The 18,344-nt window shown below is 74.9% G+C and carries 8 protein-coding genes; all 8 read right to left on the minus strand.

Features of this window, described 5'->3' with window-relative positions; genetic code table 11:
* Position 1 precedes the first annotated feature (1 nt).
* The 8 genes from ACIRR8_RS26170 to ACIRR8_RS26205 all read right to left on the minus strand — a co-directional run bounded on the left by ACIRR8_RS26170 (position 2) and on the right by ACIRR8_RS26205 (position 17,959).
* The gene (locus ACIRR8_RS26170; protein ID WP_404069282.1) at positions 2 to 2,008 is read right to left on the minus strand and encodes a N,N-dimethylformamidase beta subunit family domain-containing protein; all 2,007 of its coding nucleotides are present in this window, start codon (positions 2,006 to 2,008) and stop codon (positions 2 to 4) included.
* Positions 2,005 to 3,522 (minus strand): condensation domain-containing protein, encoded by a 1,518-nt coding sequence (locus ACIRR8_RS26175; RefSeq protein ID WP_404069455.1) that lies wholly within the window; start codon positions 3,520 to 3,522, stop codon positions 2,005 to 2,007. Before ACIRR8_RS26175 ends, ACIRR8_RS26170 begins: the two co-directional genes overlap by 4 nt.
* A 94-nt stretch (positions 3,523 to 3,616) precedes the next feature.
* On the minus strand, positions 3,617 to 3,901 hold the full coding sequence (locus ACIRR8_RS26180; RefSeq protein ID WP_404069284.1) for a phosphopantetheine-binding protein: 285 nt from the start codon (positions 3,899 to 3,901) through the stop codon (positions 3,617 to 3,619).
* The gene (locus ACIRR8_RS26185) at positions 3,898 to 4,149 is read right to left on the minus strand and encodes an MbtH family protein (protein ID WP_404069286.1); all 252 of its coding nucleotides are present in this window, start codon (positions 4,147 to 4,149) and stop codon (positions 3,898 to 3,900) included. Before ACIRR8_RS26185 ends, ACIRR8_RS26180 begins: the two co-directional genes overlap by 4 nt.
* Entirely contained in the window at positions 4,142 to 7,279 is a 3,138-nt protein-coding gene (locus tag ACIRR8_RS26190) for an amino acid adenylation domain-containing protein (RefSeq protein WP_404069288.1), read from the minus strand. Before ACIRR8_RS26190 ends, ACIRR8_RS26185 begins: the two co-directional genes overlap by 8 nt.
* Positions 7,276 to 8,823 (minus strand): class I adenylate-forming enzyme family protein, encoded by a 1,548-nt coding sequence (locus ACIRR8_RS26195; protein WP_404069290.1) that lies wholly within the window; start codon positions 8,821 to 8,823, stop codon positions 7,276 to 7,278. Before ACIRR8_RS26195 ends, ACIRR8_RS26190 begins: the two co-directional genes overlap by 4 nt.
* Entirely contained in the window at positions 8,820 to 14,720 is a 5,901-nt protein-coding gene (locus ACIRR8_RS26200) for an amino acid adenylation domain-containing protein (RefSeq protein ID WP_404069292.1), read from the minus strand. Before ACIRR8_RS26200 ends, ACIRR8_RS26195 begins: the two co-directional genes overlap by 4 nt.
* A complete protein-coding gene (locus tag ACIRR8_RS26205; RefSeq protein ID WP_404069294.1) occupies positions 14,717 to 17,959 on the minus strand; it encodes an amino acid adenylation domain-containing protein in 3,243 nt (1,080 codons plus the stop codon). Before ACIRR8_RS26205 ends, ACIRR8_RS26200 begins: the two co-directional genes overlap by 4 nt.
* Positions 17,960 to 18,344 lie beyond the last annotated feature (385 nt).

The following is an 18,344-nucleotide window of genomic DNA, read 5'->3' on the forward strand; positions in this document are numbered from 1 at the left end:
CTCAGCGGGGCGGCAGCGCGGGCCTCGCGCACATCAGCGGCGGGCCGCCCGGAGCCGTCGCGAACAGCACCCCGGCGTGGGCGGCGAGGGTGGTACGCGGATCGGCCGGCGGGCCCGGCGGACCGGCGTCCGCGAAGGGGACCGGCTCGTCGGACGGGCCGGCCGGGAGCCGGGTGCGCAGGCGGCCGTCGGCGGTGACCGCCCAGAGGCGGCAGTTCATCGCGGCCAGGGCGATCGCACCGCCCGCGTCCCCCAGCACCCGCCACGGCCCGGCAGGGTCGAGCGCGGAGAGGTGGTGCAGGGTGTCGTCGTGCGGGGTGACGGCGAAGAGCCCGGCGTCACAGAGCGCCAGCCCGGTCGTCCCCCGGGGGACCTCACCCGCCTCGGCCCACTCCCCCTCCCCGCAGGGCCCGGCCACCGGGGCCCGCCGCAGCAGCCGGCCGTCCTCGGTGGCCGCGTACAGCTCCAGCGGCAACCCGCCCGCCGCCTCGCGCCCGGCGGCCAGCGCCCGGACCCGCGGCGCGGTCCCCACCGGGCGCCAGGGCAGGTTCTGCCCGGACACCTCCCGGCAGAGCAGCCGGCCCCGGGTGTCCGCGCCGAACAGCACGGACTCGCAGACCGCGAGCGCCCGCACCTCGTCCGGCCCGCCCACCGCGTCCCAGCCGTCGCCGGGGGCCGCGCCGCTGAGCCGGTCCAGGACGTTGCGGGTGATGCGGTCGGTGACCGGGTCGTCCGCCAGGACGCTCCCCCAGTTGATCGTTCCGGCGTTGAACACCGTGCCCGCCCCGAGCCGGAAGACGCCCATCGTGGCCGCTCCTCCCTGCCCGTACTCCCGCCAGTGCCGCAGGTCGGCGGTGGCCAGCACGACGAAGGAGCCGGGGGTTCCGTCCACGCCCGTCGCCCTCGGCACCCCGTCGGTCCACTCCAGCGCGCAGGCGTCCGTCTCGTAGCCGAGGGCGCCGCGCGCGAAGGGTTCGCCGTCGGTGAGGCCGGTGCCCTCGAAGACCCAGTGGTCCGCGAAGCGGGCCGTGTACGCCTCCTTCCCCATCACCGCCATGCCCTCGCCCCAGGCTCCCGCGCCCCGGCGGAAGCTGAGGCCGGTCATCGTGTTCTCCGGGCGGTCGACGGGGGCGCTGGACCACTCGACGGTGGTGCGGCGCGGGTCGACCGCCGTCATCGGGTCGGTGACCGCGTCCCGGTGGCAGACCATGGTGCGCCCGTCGTCCTCCAGCCGCATCTGCCACCAGGCGGTGTTGGCCGCGAAGAAGGCCACGTTGCCGCCGCGCCGGGCGAAGGCCTCGACGCTGTCGCGCATCTCCATCGACCAGTACTCGTCATGCCCGTTCACCACCAACAGGCGGTAGTGGGAGAGGAGTTCGTCGCCGTTGTGCAGATCGAGGCCGGAGCAGAAGTCCACCTGGTAGCCGGCACCGGGGAGCCAGCGCAGCAGCCCCTCCTCCCAGCGCTCGGGGGGCGGCCCCCCGCCCGGCGAGGCGAAGGAGACCCGGGCCGCGCGGTAGGGCTGCTCCGCGTAGTACAGGCCCCGGTGCGGCTGACCGGCGTGGGTGTAGGCCCGCCAGGTGGCGAAGGGGATCGGGACGAGGATCCGGGAGGCGGTGCCGGGGCGGGCGGCGCGCACGGCGAACCAGACCTCGTGCTCGGCCTCGCAGGTGGTGGGCCGGTTCTCCAGCGGTACGTCGAAGGTGGCGCGGTAGAGGGAGCTGGGCCACTCCTCCGGGACGGTCAGGGTCCAGTCGGGGGCGTGGACCGCGGCGGTGAGCCGGACCTGCTCGCCGATGACCTCGGTGACCGTGACCCGTACGGCCGCCCCGGCGGCGCCCGTCAGATGGAAGGCCAGGTCACCGCCCTGGACGCAGGAGGTCCGGTCGGCCCAGGCACGGAGAGGTTCGCCGGTGGGCGGGCTCCCGTCCGCCGCCGCGTCCTGGCCCGGTGCACGCCCGTCGTCCGGTGCACGCCCTTCGCCCGGCGCCGTTCCCCCGGTGGTCATGTCCGCGCCTTCCCCGCCGTCTCCAGCAGCTCCCGCACCCCGGCAAGGAGCGGCGACCGCCCCGCCGCGGCGGTGACGACCAGCTCCTCGATCCCGTACAGGTGCGCCCGGATCGTCTCCGGCGGGAGGTACGCCGTGTCGGCAGTCAGCGACACCGCGAGCGCGTCGCCCTCCTCGGTGACGTGCAGGCAGTAGCGGCACGCCACCCGTTCCTGGGTGGCCGGGAAGCCGAAGACCGTCCGGCCGCCCAGCTCCACCAGTTCGGCGGCGGTCGGTGCCGGGCCGGGCGGAGCCGGGCGCTCGACCAGCCGCATGTCGTTGAAGCAGCAGTACGGGTGGACCTCGGCCCCCCGTTCCGTACGCAGCCGCTCGCCCAGCGCGTCCCACTCCACCGGGTCGTACACGGCGGCCCGGTAGGAGCGCAGGGCCGACCGGTAGGCGGCGGGCAGCAGGTCGGTGAAGGACGGCTCCGGCGTACCGGCCGCCGCCAGGTCCAGGACGAAGAGGCCGTCCTGCGACAACGTGGTGACCAGGTCCCGGTGACCGGCGGCCGTGCGGTTGCCGACGATCGGCATGACCGCCGCCGTACGGTGCCCCTGGCCGGCCGCCACCAGCACCGCCGCCGCCGTGAGCAGCACCGTGGAGCCGCTGACCCGGTGGGCGGTGGCGACCGCGGCGACCGCCCGCGCCAGGGCCGGCGAGACGATCCGGCCGGTCCAGAAGCGGGGGGTGCGGGGGGCCGCGACCGGCTCGGGGAACATCGTGGCGGGGGCGGCCCGGTAGCCCGCCTCCCAGTGCGCCAGGGCGGCGGCGCCCCGCCGCCTGCCCAGCTCGCCGTGCTGTTCACGGGCCAGGTCCAGAGGGGTGGCGGCGGGCGGGCGACCGGCCGAGCCCCGGCGGACCAGGAGGCGCAGGTCCCGGACGAGGACCTCGGCACCATGGCCGTCGGCCGCCAGATGGCAGAGGACCAGGACGGCGTGGGTGACCCGGTCCCCGACCGCCACCAGGGCGGCCCGTACGGGCCATTCGGAGGTGTAGGCGAAGCGGGTGTCGGAGAGCCGGTCCAGGAGGGCGTGGGCCGCGCCTTCCGCGTCCGCCGGGTCCCGGGCGTGGGCGAGGGTGACCGGGAGCCGGCCGGTGGCGGCGAGCTGCTGGCCCGCCTCGGCGTCCCGGCCGTCCGCCGGGAGCTCCAGTCTTGTCCGCAGGGCCTCGTGACGCTCCATCAGAACGCCCAGGGCCCGGACCGCGTCCGCCACGGTCGCGGGGCGGCCTCGGTCGGCGAGCGGGAGGACCCGGCCGATGTTGAAGTAGTGGTCGTTGGGAGCGGTACGGCGGATGGCGTGCCAGATCGCCCGCTGCCCCCAGGTCAGCGGCGCCCGCCCGTCGCGGTCGCCGCCGAACGCGACGGTGACGGTCTCCTCGGTGACCGTCCTCTCCGCCGGGCCGGAGGCCGTCACGGCGTCCGGGGCGGAGACCGGTACGGCGTCCGTCACGGCGACCGGGGCGGCGTCCATCACACCGTCCGGTGCGGCTGCCAGGACGACGGCCGTGACAGCGTCCGCAGAGGCTCCCGCCCCGGGCCCGCCCTCCGCGGCCACCATCAGCGGCTCAGTCATCGTCCTCGCCGCCCCCGGTCAGCTCGGCGATGTGGTCGACCAGGCCGTCGAGGTCGTCCAGGAAGCGGAACGGGCCGTCCAGGTCGAGGACGATCCCGAATTCCTCCTCCACCGTGTCGATCAGCCGCAGGAAGGCCAGCGAGGTGACCCCCAGCGCGGTCAGCGAACCGCCGTCCGCGAGGATCTCGGTCTCGGTCACCTCGCCGTCGGTCGCCCCGGAGACCAGCTCCGCGACCCGGCCGCGCAGCGCGGAACGGGCCTCCGTCCCGGCCGTCATCCGCCCACCGCCGGGGAGTCGGCGGGCGCGGCCGCCGACTCCGCCCCGTCGGCCCGCTCCGCGAGGCGGCGGCGCAGCGAGAGCGGCCGGATGTCCGGCCACACCCGGTCGACATGAGCCGTGCACTCCTCCTCCGAGCCCCGGAACCCCTCCACCCGCCAGCCGGCCGGCGGCGCCGTCCGGGCGGGCCAGAGCGCGTGCTGCTCCTCGTCGTTGACGACCACCTGGTACATCGTCGTGTCACTCATCGCCGCTCTTCCTCACTGCTTCGCTGTCCGCCGCTGTCTGCTGGAGTTCGTCCACCGCGTCCGTGACGCCGGTGAGCGTGGGGGTGTCGAAGAAGACGTCGAGCGGGACCTCGACGCCGAGCCGTTTGCGGATACGGGCCGCGATGGCGGTGATCGTCAGCGAGTGGCCGCCGAGGTCGAAGAGGTCCTCGTCGGGGCCGATGTCGTCCAGCCGCAGCACCTCCTGCCAGATCTCCCGCACCACGGCGGCGGCGCCGCCCTCCGCCACGGTGGCCGCCGGAGCGGCCGGGGCCGGGGGTCCGTCCGGCCGAACCCTCGGCGGCTCGGGCAGCCTCGCCCGGTCGACCTTGCCGTTGGGAGTCAGGGGCAGTTCGGGGAGCGGGACCACGACCGCGGGCACCATCGCGGCCGGCAGGCTGTGCGCCAGCAGCCGCCGCAGCTCCTCGGCGTCCGGAGCCTCCGGCGCCCCGACGGCGTACGCGGCCGCCGGTTCCGTCGTCCCGACGACGTACGCCACCAGCCGGGCCTCCTCCTCGCCCGTGCCGCCGTCCAGGACCACGACCGCCTGGGACACCCGGGCGTCCCCGACGAGGCGGGCCTCGATCTCCCCCAGCTCGATCCGGTGGCCGCGCAGCTTCACCTGACTGTCCAGGCGGCCCGCGAACTCCAGCCGCCCGTCCGGAAGCCGGCGGACCAGGTCGCCGGTGCGGTAGAGCCGCGAACCGGGCGGACCCCAGGGGTCCGGGACGAAGCACCGCGCGGTCAGGCCGGGGCGCCCCCGGTATCCGTGGGCCACGCCCTCCCCGCCGAGGTGGAGTTCGCCGGGGAGGTGGTCGGGTACGGGTTCCCCCCGCGCGTCGAGGACGTACGCCCGGGTCGCGGCCAGCGGGCGGCCGATCGTGACGGGGGCGCCGGTGGTGAGGTGGGCGAGGGTGGACCACACGGTGGTCTCGGTGGGGCCGTAGACGTTGACCAACCGGGCGCAGGCACCGGTCAGTTCGTCCGCGAGCGGACCCGGCAGCGCCTCACCTCCCGCGATCGCCACCAGGTCCGGGCGGTCCAGGCCGGCGGCCAGCATCAGCCGCCAGCTGCTCGGCGTGGCCTGGACATGGGTGACCGCGTGGGCGTCGATCAGCTTCACCAGGGCTCCCCCGTCGCGCTGCGCACCCTCCGGTACGAGAACGACGCGCGCCCCGGTCGTCAGGGGCAGCAGCAGCTCCACGGTGGAGATGTCGAAGGAGAGCGAGGTGAGCCCGAGCCAGCGGTCCCGGGGGCCCGCTCCGATGTGGTCCGCCATCGTCGCCAGCAGGTTGGCGAGCGCGCGGTGCGGGATCTCGACGCCCTTGGGCCGCCCCGTGGAGCCCGAGGTGTAGATGACGTACGCGGGGTCCCCGGCCGCCGGGGCGGTGGTGCGTACGCCCGCCGGGGCACGCGGGGGCTTTGGCCCCTCCGGCGCCCCGGGGAAGAGGACGGGCAGGCCGTCCGGCGCCGGGCCCTCGATGACGAGTGCGGCAAGACCGGCGTCGGCCCGGATGAACTCCAGCCGCTCGGCGGGGTATCCGGGGTCCAGGGGCACGTAGGCGGCCCCTGCCGTCAGCACCCCCAGCACGGCGATCAGTTCGTGCGTGGACCGGGAGACCTCGACGCCCACCAGGTCCCCGGCACCGAGCCCGGCCTCGGCCAGCCGGTCCGCGAACACCGCGACCGCCGCGTGGAGTTCGCCGTACGACAGCTCCACGCCGTCCGCCGTCACCACCGCCACCGCGGCCGGGTCCCCGGCCACCCGGTCCGTGAACATCGACACCACGGTGGCATCGGCCGGACAGGCGGCGGGCCGTTCGTCACCCGGGCGCAGGGCCGCCGTCAGCTCCTCGCCCGCCAGCAGCGGCAGCCCGGAGAGCGGGGCCTCGGTGGCACCCGGCGCGGTAAGCACGGCGTCGAGCAGCGTGCGGAAGTGGCCCACGATCCGGGCGGGCGCACCGGGAGCGAAGGCGTCGGTGCGGTACTGGAGAGACCCTTCGAGCCCCTGCGGCCCGTCCACCAACTGGAGGTGGGCGAGGTTGCGTACGGCGTGGGTGAAGCCGATCCAGTCGATCTCCGAGCCCGGCGCCTCCTCCGCCTCCCAGCCCGTGCGGTGGCGGTAGCTGACCGAGAGCGGGGCGAGCGCGGTGCGCGGGGTGAGGCCGCTGACGGCCCGGCCGAGCGGGACCGGGCGGTGTCCGTAGACCGCCCGCAGCTCGGCCCGGACCTCCTGGGCGAAGTCGGCGAACGGCCGGTCGGGGTCCGGGTGGGTGAAGAGCGGCAACTCGTTGACGTACAGGCCGATGCGTCCGGGGCTGCCGGGGAGCCGGGTGGACAGTTCCAGGGCGGTGACGGGGACCTGGTTGCCGTAGCGGAGGAGGAGTGTGTGCCAGAGGGTGAGGAGCAGCTCGAAGCGCGTGACACCGAGGGCTTCCGCGGTCCCGGTGAGACGGGCGTCGAGCGCGGGGCCGAGGGTGAAGCCGTGGGCGGCGCCCGGCGCGGGGGCGGTGGTGTCCCGCACGGAGGCGGCCAGCCCCGGGAGGACCGGCGGGGCCGGGTCGTGCCAGCGGTCCGCCCAGAACTCCCGGGCCAGGGAAGCCTGCTGACCGTCCGGCTCGGCGGCGCCGACCCGGACGTCCGGGGGCCCGGGCCAGGTCTCGGTGCCGAGGATCTCCGCGAGCAGCACGTCCTTCGACGTGCCGTCGAAGACCAGGTGGTGGACGACGACGTGCAGCACCCGGGGCCCGTCCCCGGCCGTCACCAGCGCGAACCGGACGAGCGGACCGCCGGTCAGGTCGAACGGCCGGGTGCTCTCCGCCGCGAGGAGGGCGTCCAGCCCGCCGGGGGCGCAGCTCAGCCGGCGCAGTACGGGCGCGGGACCGGCCGCCGGGACGAGCGCGGGCCCGTCCGGGTCGACCCGCGAGCACAGCACCGGCTGCCGTTCCAGGAGGCGGGCGCAGCCGGCGGCCAGCACCTCGGGGTCGGGCGGGGCGGGGAACCGGACGGTCAGCGCGAGGTGGTGGGCGGCACCGGGGTCGAGCACCCGCTCGGTGACCCACATGCCGTGCTGGGCCGGGTTGAGCGGCTGGGAGGGGAGGGTCGTCGTCATCGCAGGGCCTCGTCGTCCAGGAGCAGGCGCAGCTCGCGCTTGAGGATCTTGCCGCCCTCGTTGCGCGGCAGAAAGGGGCGGAACAGCAGGCGGGCGGGGAGTTCGTGGGGGGCCAGCCGGTCGAGCAGGAAGGTCCGCAGCGCGGGCGCGGTCAGCTCGTCGCGGCCCACGACCACGGCGGCGACGACCGACCCCAGCACGGGGTGCGGGACACCGAGCGCCGCCGCGTCCACGACCGCCGGATGGGCGTGGAGAGCGTCCTCCACCTGGATCGTGGAGACCTTGTACGCACCGGACTTGATCACGTCCCGCTCCCGGTCGAGCAGGTGCAGATACCCCTCCCCGTCCAGCATGCCGAGGTCCCCCATCCGTACCCACCGGCCCTGGAAGACCTCGGCGCCGGACCGTTCGGTGCCCCCGGCCGGTTCGAGGTAGGCGCGCGGTGCGGCCGGGGTGCGCAGCCAGACCTCCCCCGGTTCGCCGGCCGGCAGCGGAGCACCGTCCGGGGTGGTGATCCGCAGACCGTGCGGCGAGGCGGGCCGGCCCGGGGAGTCGGGGCGTTCGGGGTCGAAGAGGAGGGTGAGCTGGGCGGGGGCGGCCTCGGTGGAGGTGTAGTAGTTGACGACCTGGGCGTTCGGGAAGGCGCGGGTCAGGCCGAGCGCGACCGGCTGCGGCAGGGCGGCGGCGGTCGATCCGACGAGCCGCACGCTGTCGGTGGCGTACCGGCGGGCGGAGTCGGAGCCGAGCAGTTCGATGGCCATGGACGGGACGAGGAAGACGCTGCCGGCCTCGTACTGCTCGATGAGCCGGGCGAACCGCCCCGGGGTGAACTGCGGTGCGGCCACGGCGGTGGCGGCCGAGTCGAGTGCGTTGACCAGCATGGTCTGACCGGCGTTGGTGCCGACCGGGAAGGCGTGCAGGAAGTGACGGGAGTGGCGCAGCGGGCGGCGGCGTTCGTCCAGGGTGCAGCCGTGCGCCAGGTTGGCGTGGGCGGCGGTGACGCCCTTGGGGGTGCCGGTGGTGCCGGAGGTGTAGAGGATCTGGGCGAGGGAGGCGGGGTCGGGCGAGCGGAGCACCGCCCTACGGGCCGCGCCCTCCGCCTCGGTCTCCGCGTCCGGCGCCGCCCACACCCCCGTCGGCAGCACACCGGGCGGCAGGTGCGCGCCGGCCGGGTGGAGGAGCGCCGAGGCACCGCTGTCCGCGAGGACGTGAGCGGCCACGGCGGGAGCTTGCCGGTCCGAGAGCGGTACGGCCACCAGGCCGGCGCGCAGGACACCGCAGAAGGCGACGGCGTACGCGGTCCAGTCGCCGCTGCCGTACCGGAGCACGACCCGGGCACCGGGCTCCAGGCCCCGGGACCGCAGCCCGGCCGCGAGGGCTTCGGCGCGCTCGTACCACTCCCCGAAGGTCAGCGTGCGCGGGCCGCAGATCAGCGCGGTGCGCTCCGGGTCGGTGCCCGCACGGTGGGCGAGCAGGGTGGAGAGGGTGGCGGGCGTACCGGCCCGCGACGCCGGGACGGGGGCGGGGGCGGGGCCGACGGTCACCGGGTGCCCCCTGTGACCCCGGCAGCCGCCGCGCCCGCCGGAACCGACGGGGCTGCCGGGTCCTCCGGGACCGCCGGGCCCTGCGGTGGGGTGTCGCCCGGCGGGCTCGGGGTCCTCTTCGCGCGCTCCGCCACCCGGCGTTCGCGCTCCTGGATGCCCACCAGGTCGTCCGGCAGCGCGTCCGGCACGTCCAGGTCGAAGCGCGCCAGGACCGGCAGCCGCAGCCCGATCACGACCAGGCCCAGCATCGCCGCCCCGAACAGCAGGTACATGAAGCCGATACCGCGCCCCGGCCCCGTGCCGATGAGGGCCCCGACAGAGGCGGCCAGCGAACCGCCGTCCTCGAACATCGGGCCGAAGAACGCGGAGCCGGCCGGGGCGATGATCCCGTGGCCGATCGGCAGGGTCGACCAGGCGACCAGCGTGTTCAGGGCGAACACCCGGCCGTGGAACCGCTGCGGCACCTTGATCTGGACGATGGTCGTGTAGACGCCGTTGACCATGGAGAGCGCGCAGGACATGCCGAACGCCCCGATGCCGATGATCCACAGGTCGGCCCGGACACCGACCAGCGCACTGGCCAGTGCGAGGAGCCCGGCGAGAGTGAGCATGCCCCGCATCCGGTTCTGCTTCGGACCGCCCCAGAAGCCCATCGCGATCCCGCCGAGGATCGCGCCCGCGCCACCGGCCACGGCGACCCGTGCCACCGACTCCAGCGAGTCGAAGGAGAGCACCAGCGGCGTGACGAGCAGGAAGAGGGGCGAGAGGAAGATGTTGAGCGCGGCGAACCAGAGGAGCATCGCCCGGAAGCCCCGGTTCTTCCAGGAGTAGGCGAAGCCGTTCCTGATCTCGGCCACCAGCGACTCGTGCCGGGTCCAGGGCAGGGTCTTGGGGAACTTGACGAACATCAGCACGGTGATCGCGACGGCGTAGCCGGTCACGTCCAGGATGAGGATGCCCTTGAGCCCGATGCCCGCCATCAGGGCCACCGCCGCCAGCGGGACGATGAACTGGGCGAAACCGAAAGCCATTTGGGTGATGCCGTTGGCGTGACCGAGATACCGCTTGGGGACCAGCTGCGGTACGGAGGAGGCATAGGCGAGCCGTTGGAAGGTGAGGGCGACCGACAGCATGCCGAGGAGGACGTAGATGTGCCAGGAGTGCAGGTTCCCGCTGAGCAGCAGCGTGAGCAGCGCGCCCTGGGTGGTCCCGGCGACGGTACTGGCGGCGAGCATGACCCGGCGCCGGTCCAGCCGGTCGACGACGGCTCCGGCCAGCGGGCCGACGAGGATGCCGGGGAGCATCCCGATCACGGCGTAGAGGGCGTACTTGCCCATCGAGCCGGTCTCCATGTAGATCCACACGGGCAGCGCGAACTCGGTGAGCGCGGAACCGGTGATGGTGACCAACTGGCCGAGGGCGACGGCCAGGAACCGGCCCATGCCGGGGGCGGGACCAGTGCCGGGACCGGGGGCGGGACCGTTGCCGGGACCGGACTCGGGCCCCGCGGCCGCGCCCGGCGCGCCTTCGCCGCCCGCCGGTGCGGACTCCTCCGCCCGTACGTCGTCGGCGGAGGCCACGGCCGGACCGTCCCCGCCGCTCACCCCGTGGAACCACCAAGGCCCGTCCTCGGCCCGGCCCGGCAGTTCGCGGGTGGCCGTCCCTGCCAGGACCGCCCGGTGCGTGCTGGTGATGATCTCGACGAGCTCCCGGGCACGGTACTTGAGGAAGAAGTGCCCGCCCTCGTCCAGGACGGCCAACGCCGAGCGCTCGGCGAGCAGTTGCCACTCCCGGTACCGCTCCTGGTAGAAGTCGGTGGCCGGGTCCCGGTTGCCGATCACGCTGATGACCGGGGCGCGCAGCAGGTCCCCGCCCTCCTCCACCTCGGCCAGCACCTCGGTGAAGTACTCCTCCGCGGCCCGCGAGTCGGCCCGCATGTTGCCGATCATGAACTTCATCTGGGCCTCGTCGAGATCCCCGACCTCGGCGCCCATGGAGCGCAGCCAGGTGAAGTAGACGCGGTCGTTCAGCAGCGGATCCAGCGCCGAGACGCGGCTGAGCAGCCCGAGGATCCGGCCGCGCGGCCGGGCGAAGGGGAACTGCGCCCCGATGTAGAGGGCTTCCACCTCCCGGTCCGCCGCTTCGAGGAGGCGGCCGACAGCCACGGTCAGCGCGCTGCCGACCGCGCAGTGGCCGTACAGGGCGATGGGGCCCTCGACCCGTTCCCGGATCTCGGCCGCGATTTTCGCGGCCAGCTCGTCGAAGGGCAGGTGCTCCTCGGTGATGCCCATGTCGTGGCCCGGGATGGCGACGGACCACAGGTCGTAGCCGGGCGGCAGCTCGTCGGCGACCGGCTGGTAGACGACCGCGCTGCCGCCGCCGTACGGGATGCAGACGTAGGACAGCACCCGGGCGTCGGCGGGAGCGGCGCGGGTCAGCCGGTGCAGCAGGTGGCGGGGGCCGCGCTCGGACTCGTCCAGGTCGGCCAGGGCGGCGAGTTCACGGACCGTACGGGAGGTGAACAGGTCCATCACGCTGACCGGGCGGGCCCCCACCTCGGGCAGCCGCTTGCGGGCGCGGGCGATGACCTGGGTGGCCAGGAGCGAGTGGCCGCCGAGGTCGAAGAAGTCGTCGTCCACGCCGACTTCGGGCAGCGTCAGGATCTCCGCCCACACCTCGGCCAGCACCCGCTGGGTCTCCGTCTCCGGGGCGGCGAGCGCTCCTCCGGTCCGGCGGGCCTGCGGTGCGGGGAGCGCGCGCCGGTCGAGCTTGCCGTTCGGGGAGAGCGGCAGGGCCTCCAGGGCGACGAAGGCGGCCGGGACCATGTAGTCGGGGAGGGTGCGGCGGAGGGCGGTGCGCAGGGCGGCGGGGTCGGGCTCCCACGGCTCGGGCTCACCGGTCACCGGGTGCTCACCGGCCACCGGGGTCTCACCGGTCGCCGAGGTCTCACCGGCCACCAAGGGCTCACCGGCCCCGGTGGGCCCCGAGGGCTCCGCCGGAACCAGATAGGCCACCAGCCTCTTGTCGCCCGGACTGTCCTCCCGGACGATCACGGCGGCCGCGGCGACTTCGGGCCGGTCGAGCAGCGCGGCCTCGATCTCACCGGGCTCGATGCGCTGGCCCCGGATCTTGACCTGCTGGTCGATCCGGCCGAGGTGTTCCAGCTGCCCGTCCTCGCGCCAGCGCGCCAGGTCGCCGGTGCGGTAGAGGCGGGAGCCGGGCGGGCCGAACGGGTCGGGGACGTAACGGGCGGCGGTCAGGCCCGGCCGGCGGTGGTAGCCGACGGAGACCTGGACCCCGCCGATGTGCAGCTCGCCCGGGGTGCCCGGGGGCAGCGGCCGCAGCTCGGCGTCGAGGACGTACAGCCGGGTGTTGTCGACCGGAGCGCCGATGGGGACGGTCGCGAGCTCCCCCTCGCACTCCCAGCTCGTCACGTCGACGGCGGCCTCGGTCGGCCCGTACAGGTTGGCGAGCGCGCACGCGGGCAGCCGGGCGGTGAACGCGCGGGCGGTGTGCGGGGCCAGCTCCTCGCCGCTGCACACCACGCGCCGCAGGGAGACGCACCGCTCGATGTCCTCCTCCGCGAGGAACACATCCAGCATGGCGGGCACGAAGTGGGCGACGGTGACGCCGTACTGCGTGATGGTGTCGCGGAGGTGGGCGGCGTCCTTGTGGCCGCCGGGCTGCGCCACGACCAGCCGGGCGCCCGTGATCAGCGGCAGGAACAGCTCCCAGACGGAGACGTCGAAGCCGGTCGGGGTCTTCTGGAGCAGGGCGTCCCCGGGCCCGATCCCGTATCCGCGGGCCATCCAGCGCAGTCTGTTGACGATGGCGCGGTGGGTGTTGGGCACCCCCTTGGGGCGGCCGGTGGAACCCGAGGTGTAGATCGTGTACGCGATGTCGTCGGCGTCCGACGCCGACAACTCACCTTCGTACAGGGGCTCTTCGGCCGCCTCCTCGTCGATCAGGAGAACCCGCGCCGCGCATCCCTCGGGCACCGGCAGCCCGGCTTGCGTGAGCAGGATGCCGGCACCGCTGTCGGCGAGCATGAAGGCGAGTCGCCCGGCCGGGTACTCCGGGTCCAGCGGGGTGTAGCCGGCCCCGGTCCGCAGGACGCCGAGGAGCCCGGCGACCAGGCCGAGAGAGCGCTCGGCGCTCACCGCCACCAGGCTGCCGGGCCCGGCGCCCGCTGCGGCCAGCCGCCGGGCGATCCGGTCGGCGGCCCGGTCCAGCTCCGCGTACGTCAGCGATTCGCCGCCGAACTCGACGGCCACGGCGTCCGGTGTGCGGGCGCTCTGCGCGGCGACGAGAGCGGTCAGGGTCCCGTCCCCGGGAGCGTCGGAGGCCTCGAAGGCCGTGTCGTTCCATTCGGTGAGCATCCGGTGCCGCTCGGCCGGGTCGAGTCCGTCATGGGCACAGAGCGGTACGTCGGGGCTGTCGGCGACTCCACGGAGGAGCCGGCCCAGATGGGCGGCGATCCGGGCGACGGAGGACTCGTCGAAGAGGTCGGTGTTGTAGTTGAAGGCGCCGCGCAGACCGCCCGGCCACTCCATGAGGAAGAGCTCCAGGTCGAACCGGGTCCCGGCGGCATGGAGACCGAACGGCTCGACCTCCAGCGGGAGTTCGGCGCCCGCTGCGGCTTCGGCGGCCGAGGCGTAGTTCTGGATCGCCAGGACCGCCTGGAAGACCGGGGAGCGCGAGACGTCCCGCTCGACGTTCAGCTCGGAGACCAACTGGGCGAAGGGCAGCTCCTGGTGGGCGTACGCCTCCAGGCAGGTCTCCCGGGTCCGCGCCAGCAGCTCGGCGAAGGAGGGGTCGCCGTCCAGCCGGGCGCGCAGCGCCAGGACGTTGACGAACATCCCGACCAGGCCTTCGAGTTCGGGCTCCGGCCGACCGGCCACGGGTGAGCCGACGGCGAAGTCGCGCTGCCCGGCGAACCGGGACAGCGCCACCTGGAACGCGGCGAGCAGCACCATGTGCACGGTCGCCCCGTGCTCCTTGCCGAGCGCGGTGAGCCGCTCCAGCAGCTCCCGGTCGATGTCGAAGCCGTAGCCCGCGCCTTCGAAGGTCTGCCGTTCGGGGCGGGGGCGGTCGGTGGGCAGCTCCAGGGGGCGCACACCGGCCAGTTCACGGGACCAGTACGCCACCTCCTGCTCCAGCCGCCCGCCGGTCAGCCGCTCGCGCTGCCAGAGCGCGAAGTCCCCGTACTGGACGGCGAGTTCGGGCAGCGGATCGCCGCCCCCGGTGGCGTACGCGGCGTAGCCGCGCAGCACCTCGGAGACCAGCACCTCGCTGGACCAGCCGTCGCTGACGCTGTGGTGCACGACGAGGAGGAGGACATGGTCGTCGTCGGCGACGCGGACCAGCAGGCCGTGCATCAGGGGGCCGGTGACCAGGTCGAAGGGGAGCGCGGCCAGCTCGTCCACCAGCCGGGCCGCGTGCTCCTCGTCGTCCGCGTCGGCGGTGCGCAGGCCGAAGGGGGCCGGGTCGGCGATCTCCAGGACCGGGCGGCCGTCGTCGGTGGCCGGGTAGCGGGTGCGCAGGGTCTCGTGGCGGGCGACGACGGCGTCCAGGGCCCGCTGGAGGGCCGGACGGTCCAGCGGGCCGCGCAGCCGGCGGGCCACGGGGATGTTGTACGCGGCGGTACCGGGCGCGAACTGCTCCATGAACCAGAGGCGTTCCTGCGCGAAGGAGAGCGGTGGCGCGGTGCCCTCGGGGCGCCTTGGGACCGCCTGCACGGCTCGCGCCCGGCCTCTCAGCCGCTGGGCGAGAAGGGCGCGCTTGGCCTCGGAGAGCGAGGTGCCGCCCGAGCGGCCCGGTGCGGGGGACGGTCCGGCGCCGGGGCCGTCGCCCGCCTCGGTGTCACCGGGGTACTGATCCGTACTGCTGCTGCTCATGCCGTCGTCGTTCCGTTTCTCCGTGGTGCGGACTCGGCGGCGAGCAGGCGCCCGGCGTCCTCGTCGGTCAGGGCTTCGATCTCGGCCAGCAGCAGGTCCTCCACCGCGAGCGCGAACGCCTCGGCGGTGCGGTGGACGAACAGCGTGCGCAGGGGAACGGCCAGGTCAGTCGCCGCTCTGATCCGGGCGACGACACGGGTGGCGAGGAGCGAGTGGCCGCCGAGGTCGAAGAAGTCGTCGGCCGCGCCGACCCGGTCGAGCCCCAGCACCTCCGCCCACACCTCCGCCACCAGCTCCTCGGCGTCGGTGCGCGGGGCCACGTAGCCACCGCCCAGGTCGGGCCGCCGGTCGGGCGCGGGCAGGGCGCGGCGGTCGAGTTTGCCGTTCGGGGTCAGCGGCAGGGCGTCCAGGACCACCACGGAGTTGGGGACCAGATGGGCCGGGAGCCGTGCGGCCAGAGCCGCCCGCACCCCGGCCGGCGACAGCTCACGCGCCGCGTCCGGGGCGGAGCCGGCGGCCGCCACCGCATACGCGACCAGCGCCTGCTCCCGCACGATCACCGCCGCACCGCCGACCCCCTCCAGAGCCAGCAGCGCCGCCTCCACCTCGCCGGGCTCGACGCGGAAGCCGCGTACCTTCACCTGGTCGTCGATGCGTCCGAGGAACTCCAGCTGCCCGTCCGCCCGCCAGCGCACCAGATCGCCGGTGCGGTAGCGGCGGGAGCCGGGCGGACCGTACGGATCGGGTACGAAGGCCCGTGCGGTGGCTCCGGGCCGCCCGCCGTAGCCGAGGGTCACCCCCGCGCCGCCGACGAGGAGTTCACCGACCGCTCCGTACGGCATCAGCCGCCCGGCCGCGTCGCACACGGTCAGCGTGGTGGAGCCGACGGGGCCGCCGATGGGCGGGCGGTGCACCGCGTCGGCCCGGCCCAGCTCGGCGGTGGTGGCGATGACGGTGGTCTCGGTGGGGCCGTAGGAGTTGACCAGCCGTACGGTGTCCCCGAAGCGGGCCCGCCAGGCGGCGACGGCGGCGGGCTGGACCTGGTCGGCGCCGAGGATGAGCAGACGCAGCCCGGGCGGCCAGTCCACGGCGTCGAGGTCGTCGGCCAGCTGGTGCCAGTACGGGGTGGGCAGGTCCAGGACGGTCAGCCCGTCACCGGCGCCTGCCGCGAGGTGGTCGGGCAGGGTCGCGCCGGGCCCGGCGACGGTGAGTGTGGCCCCGGCCGTGAGCGCGGGGAAGACCTCCTCGGCGTGGGTGTCGAAGCTCAGCGAGGCGAACTGGAGCACCTCGTCGGCCGCCGTGATCCCGTAGTCCGCGCGCATCCAGGCGATCCGGGCGGCGAGGGCCCGGTGCGGGACGAGGACCCCCTTGGGCGTGCCGGTGGAGCCGGAGGTGTGGATGACGTAGGCGGGGTCGCCGGGACCGGCCTGCCAGGCGGGGTCGCAGCCGGCGGCCCCCGGACCGGCACCGTCCGGGGCCACCACCGCGACGCCCTCCGCGAGCCACTGCGCCCCCTCGGCCGCGGGGTCCGCGACCACCACGCGTACGCCGGTGTCGGCGATCATGAACTCCAGCCGCGGCCGCGGGTGGTCGGGGTCGAGCGGCAGATAGGCGGCCCCGGCCCGCCAGGTGGCCAGCAGGGCGGTGATCGCCGCCCTGCCGCGCGGCAGGCGGACGCCCACGGTGTCCCCGCCGCGTACCCCGGCGGCCCGCAGCCGCACGGCGAGCGCACCGGCCGCGTCCCACAGCTCCCGGTAGGTCAGCTCCCCCTCCGGGGCGCGCACCGCCGTCCGCCCGGCGTACCGCTCGGCCGCACGGGCCAGGGCGACCGGCAGCGGTTCCTCGCCGCCCGGCGGTTCCGGGGCGCCGGTGCCGAGGGCCAGCAGTTCGTCGCGCTCGGGCCGCGTGAGCAGCTCCAGTTCGGAGACCGGGGTGTCCGGGGCGGCGAGCGCGCCGCGCAGGAGCGTCTCGAAGTGGCGGGCGAGCCGGGCGGCCCAGGGGGCGTCGAAGAGGTCGGTGCGGTAGCCGAGGACGGCGATCAGGTCATCGCCCTCGCGGCGCAGGTCGAGCATCAGCTCGACCTTGCTGGCCGCGTGGCCGCCGTCCTCGTCGGTGCACCGCAGATCCGCGAACCGCCCCTCCCCGCTTCCGGATCCGTCCTGGGTGTGCACGGTCAGCAGGGTCTGGAAGAGCGGACTCGAGCCGAGCCTGCGCTCGATACCGAGGGCGTCGATGAGCCGCTCGAAGGGCACCCGGTCGTGGGCGAAGCCGGCCAGTGCGGAGCGGCGTACGCGGCGCAGGAGTTCGCCGAAGGCGGGGTCACCGGCCAGTTCGGCGCGGAGTACGAGCGTGGTGGAGAAGTAGCCGATCACCTCCTCCAGTTCGGGTTCGCCCCGGCCCGCAGCCGGCACGCCGACGCAGAAGTCGTCCTGACGGGTCCAGCGGTGCAGCAGCACCTGGTAGGCGGCGAGCAGCACCATGAAGGGCGTGCACCGCTTCTCCCTGGCCAGCGCATCGACACCCGCACCGGCCCCGGTGATCCGCCGGGTGTGGAAGGCGCCGCCGCCCGCACCGTCCGGCGCGCCCGTCACGGTGGGCCGCAGATCGAGCACGGGGGCGCCCGCGAGACGCTCCCGCCAGTGGGCGAGGGCCGCCTCGGCCTCCGGCCCCCGCGCGGCTGCCCGCTCCCGCCGCGCGTACTCCGTGTACGGCAGGACCTCGGGCAGGTCGACCGGCCGGCCGGCGAGGTGGGCGGCGTACCGGGTGGCGAGTTCGTCGCGGAGCAGGTTCAGCGACCAGCCGTCGGCGACGATGTGGTGGAGGACCAGGCAGAGCAGGTGCTCGTCGTCGTCCGTCCGCAGCAGGGTGATCCGCAGGAGCGGGCCCCGGCCCAGGTCGAAGGCGGCGTTCGTCCGCTCGGCCAGCAGCGGACCGGCGCTCCCGGGGCGGCCCCTGAGGTCGAGGCTCTCCACCACCACGGGACCGGGCCGGTCCACGACGGCGACCGGCCGCCCGTCCACGTCCGGGAAGCGGGTGCGCAGGGCCTCGTGCCGGGCGACGGTCCCCTCGAACGCGGCGGCCAGGGCGGGTACGGAGAGGACGCCGGTCAGCCGGAGCACCAGCGGAATGTTGTACGAGGCGTCCTCGGGGTCCAGTTGGTGCAGGAACCAGAGCCGTTCCTGCCCATGCCCCGGCGTGAGGCCTCCGGTGGCCGTGGTACCGCCGACTGTGTCGATCACGCGCTGCGCCCCCTTGTCGCCAACGCCGGTGACGACACCGCTGAGGGCATCGGACAGCACCGGACGGAGTTGCCGAGAGACCGTCAGAAAGCACGTCAGGGGGCGGATCTGCACCGTTCCGAAAATCCCCTGGAGGTGTCGGCCCCAGGCAAGCGACACGGTAGGAGGGGGAGCCCGATCGAGTCAATGGTCTGGACCATCACTCTCTGGCCTGTACCTGCGGGAAACCCGGGGACCAACAGCAGCGAAATCGACATTTCACCACCTCTCCGCTGCTCCCCTGGCCGGAATCGCCCCCATCTTCTCCGGGGCCGCGGGACAGCGCGCCCGGAACACGAAAGTGCCCCCGGCCCACCTCAGGAGGTGGGCCGGGGGCACTCGGGAC

The sequence above is a fragment of the Streptomyces sp. NPDC101178 genome (assembly GCF_044767965.1).
Taxonomy (GTDB): domain Bacteria; phylum Actinomycetota; class Actinomycetes; order Streptomycetales; family Streptomycetaceae; genus Streptomyces.

Excerpts from the sequence above, each read along its gene's own strand:
- ACIRR8_RS26200 (WP_404069292.1), bottom strand. The coding sequence starts at position 14,720 with ATGAGCAGCAGCAGTACGGATCAGTACCCCGGTGACACCGAGGCGGGC.
- ACIRR8_RS26185 (WP_404069286.1), bottom strand. The coding sequence starts at position 4,149 with ATGAGTGACACGACGATGTACCAGGTGGTCGTCAACGACGAGGAGCAG.
- ACIRR8_RS26190 (WP_404069288.1), bottom strand. The coding sequence starts at position 7,279 with ATGACGACGACCCTCCCCTCCCAGCCGCTCAACCCGGCCCAGCACGGC.
- ACIRR8_RS26180 (WP_404069284.1), bottom strand. The coding sequence starts at position 3,901 with ATGACGGCCGGGACGGAGGCCCGTTCCGCGCTGCGCGGCCGGGTCGCG.
- ACIRR8_RS26175 (WP_404069455.1), bottom strand. The coding sequence starts at position 3,522 with ATGGACGCCGCCCCGGTCGCCGTGACGGACGCCGTACCGGTCTCCGCC.
- ACIRR8_RS26170 (WP_404069282.1), bottom strand. The coding sequence starts at position 2,008 with ATGACCACCGGGGGAACGGCGCCGGGCGAAGGGCGTGCACCGGACGAC.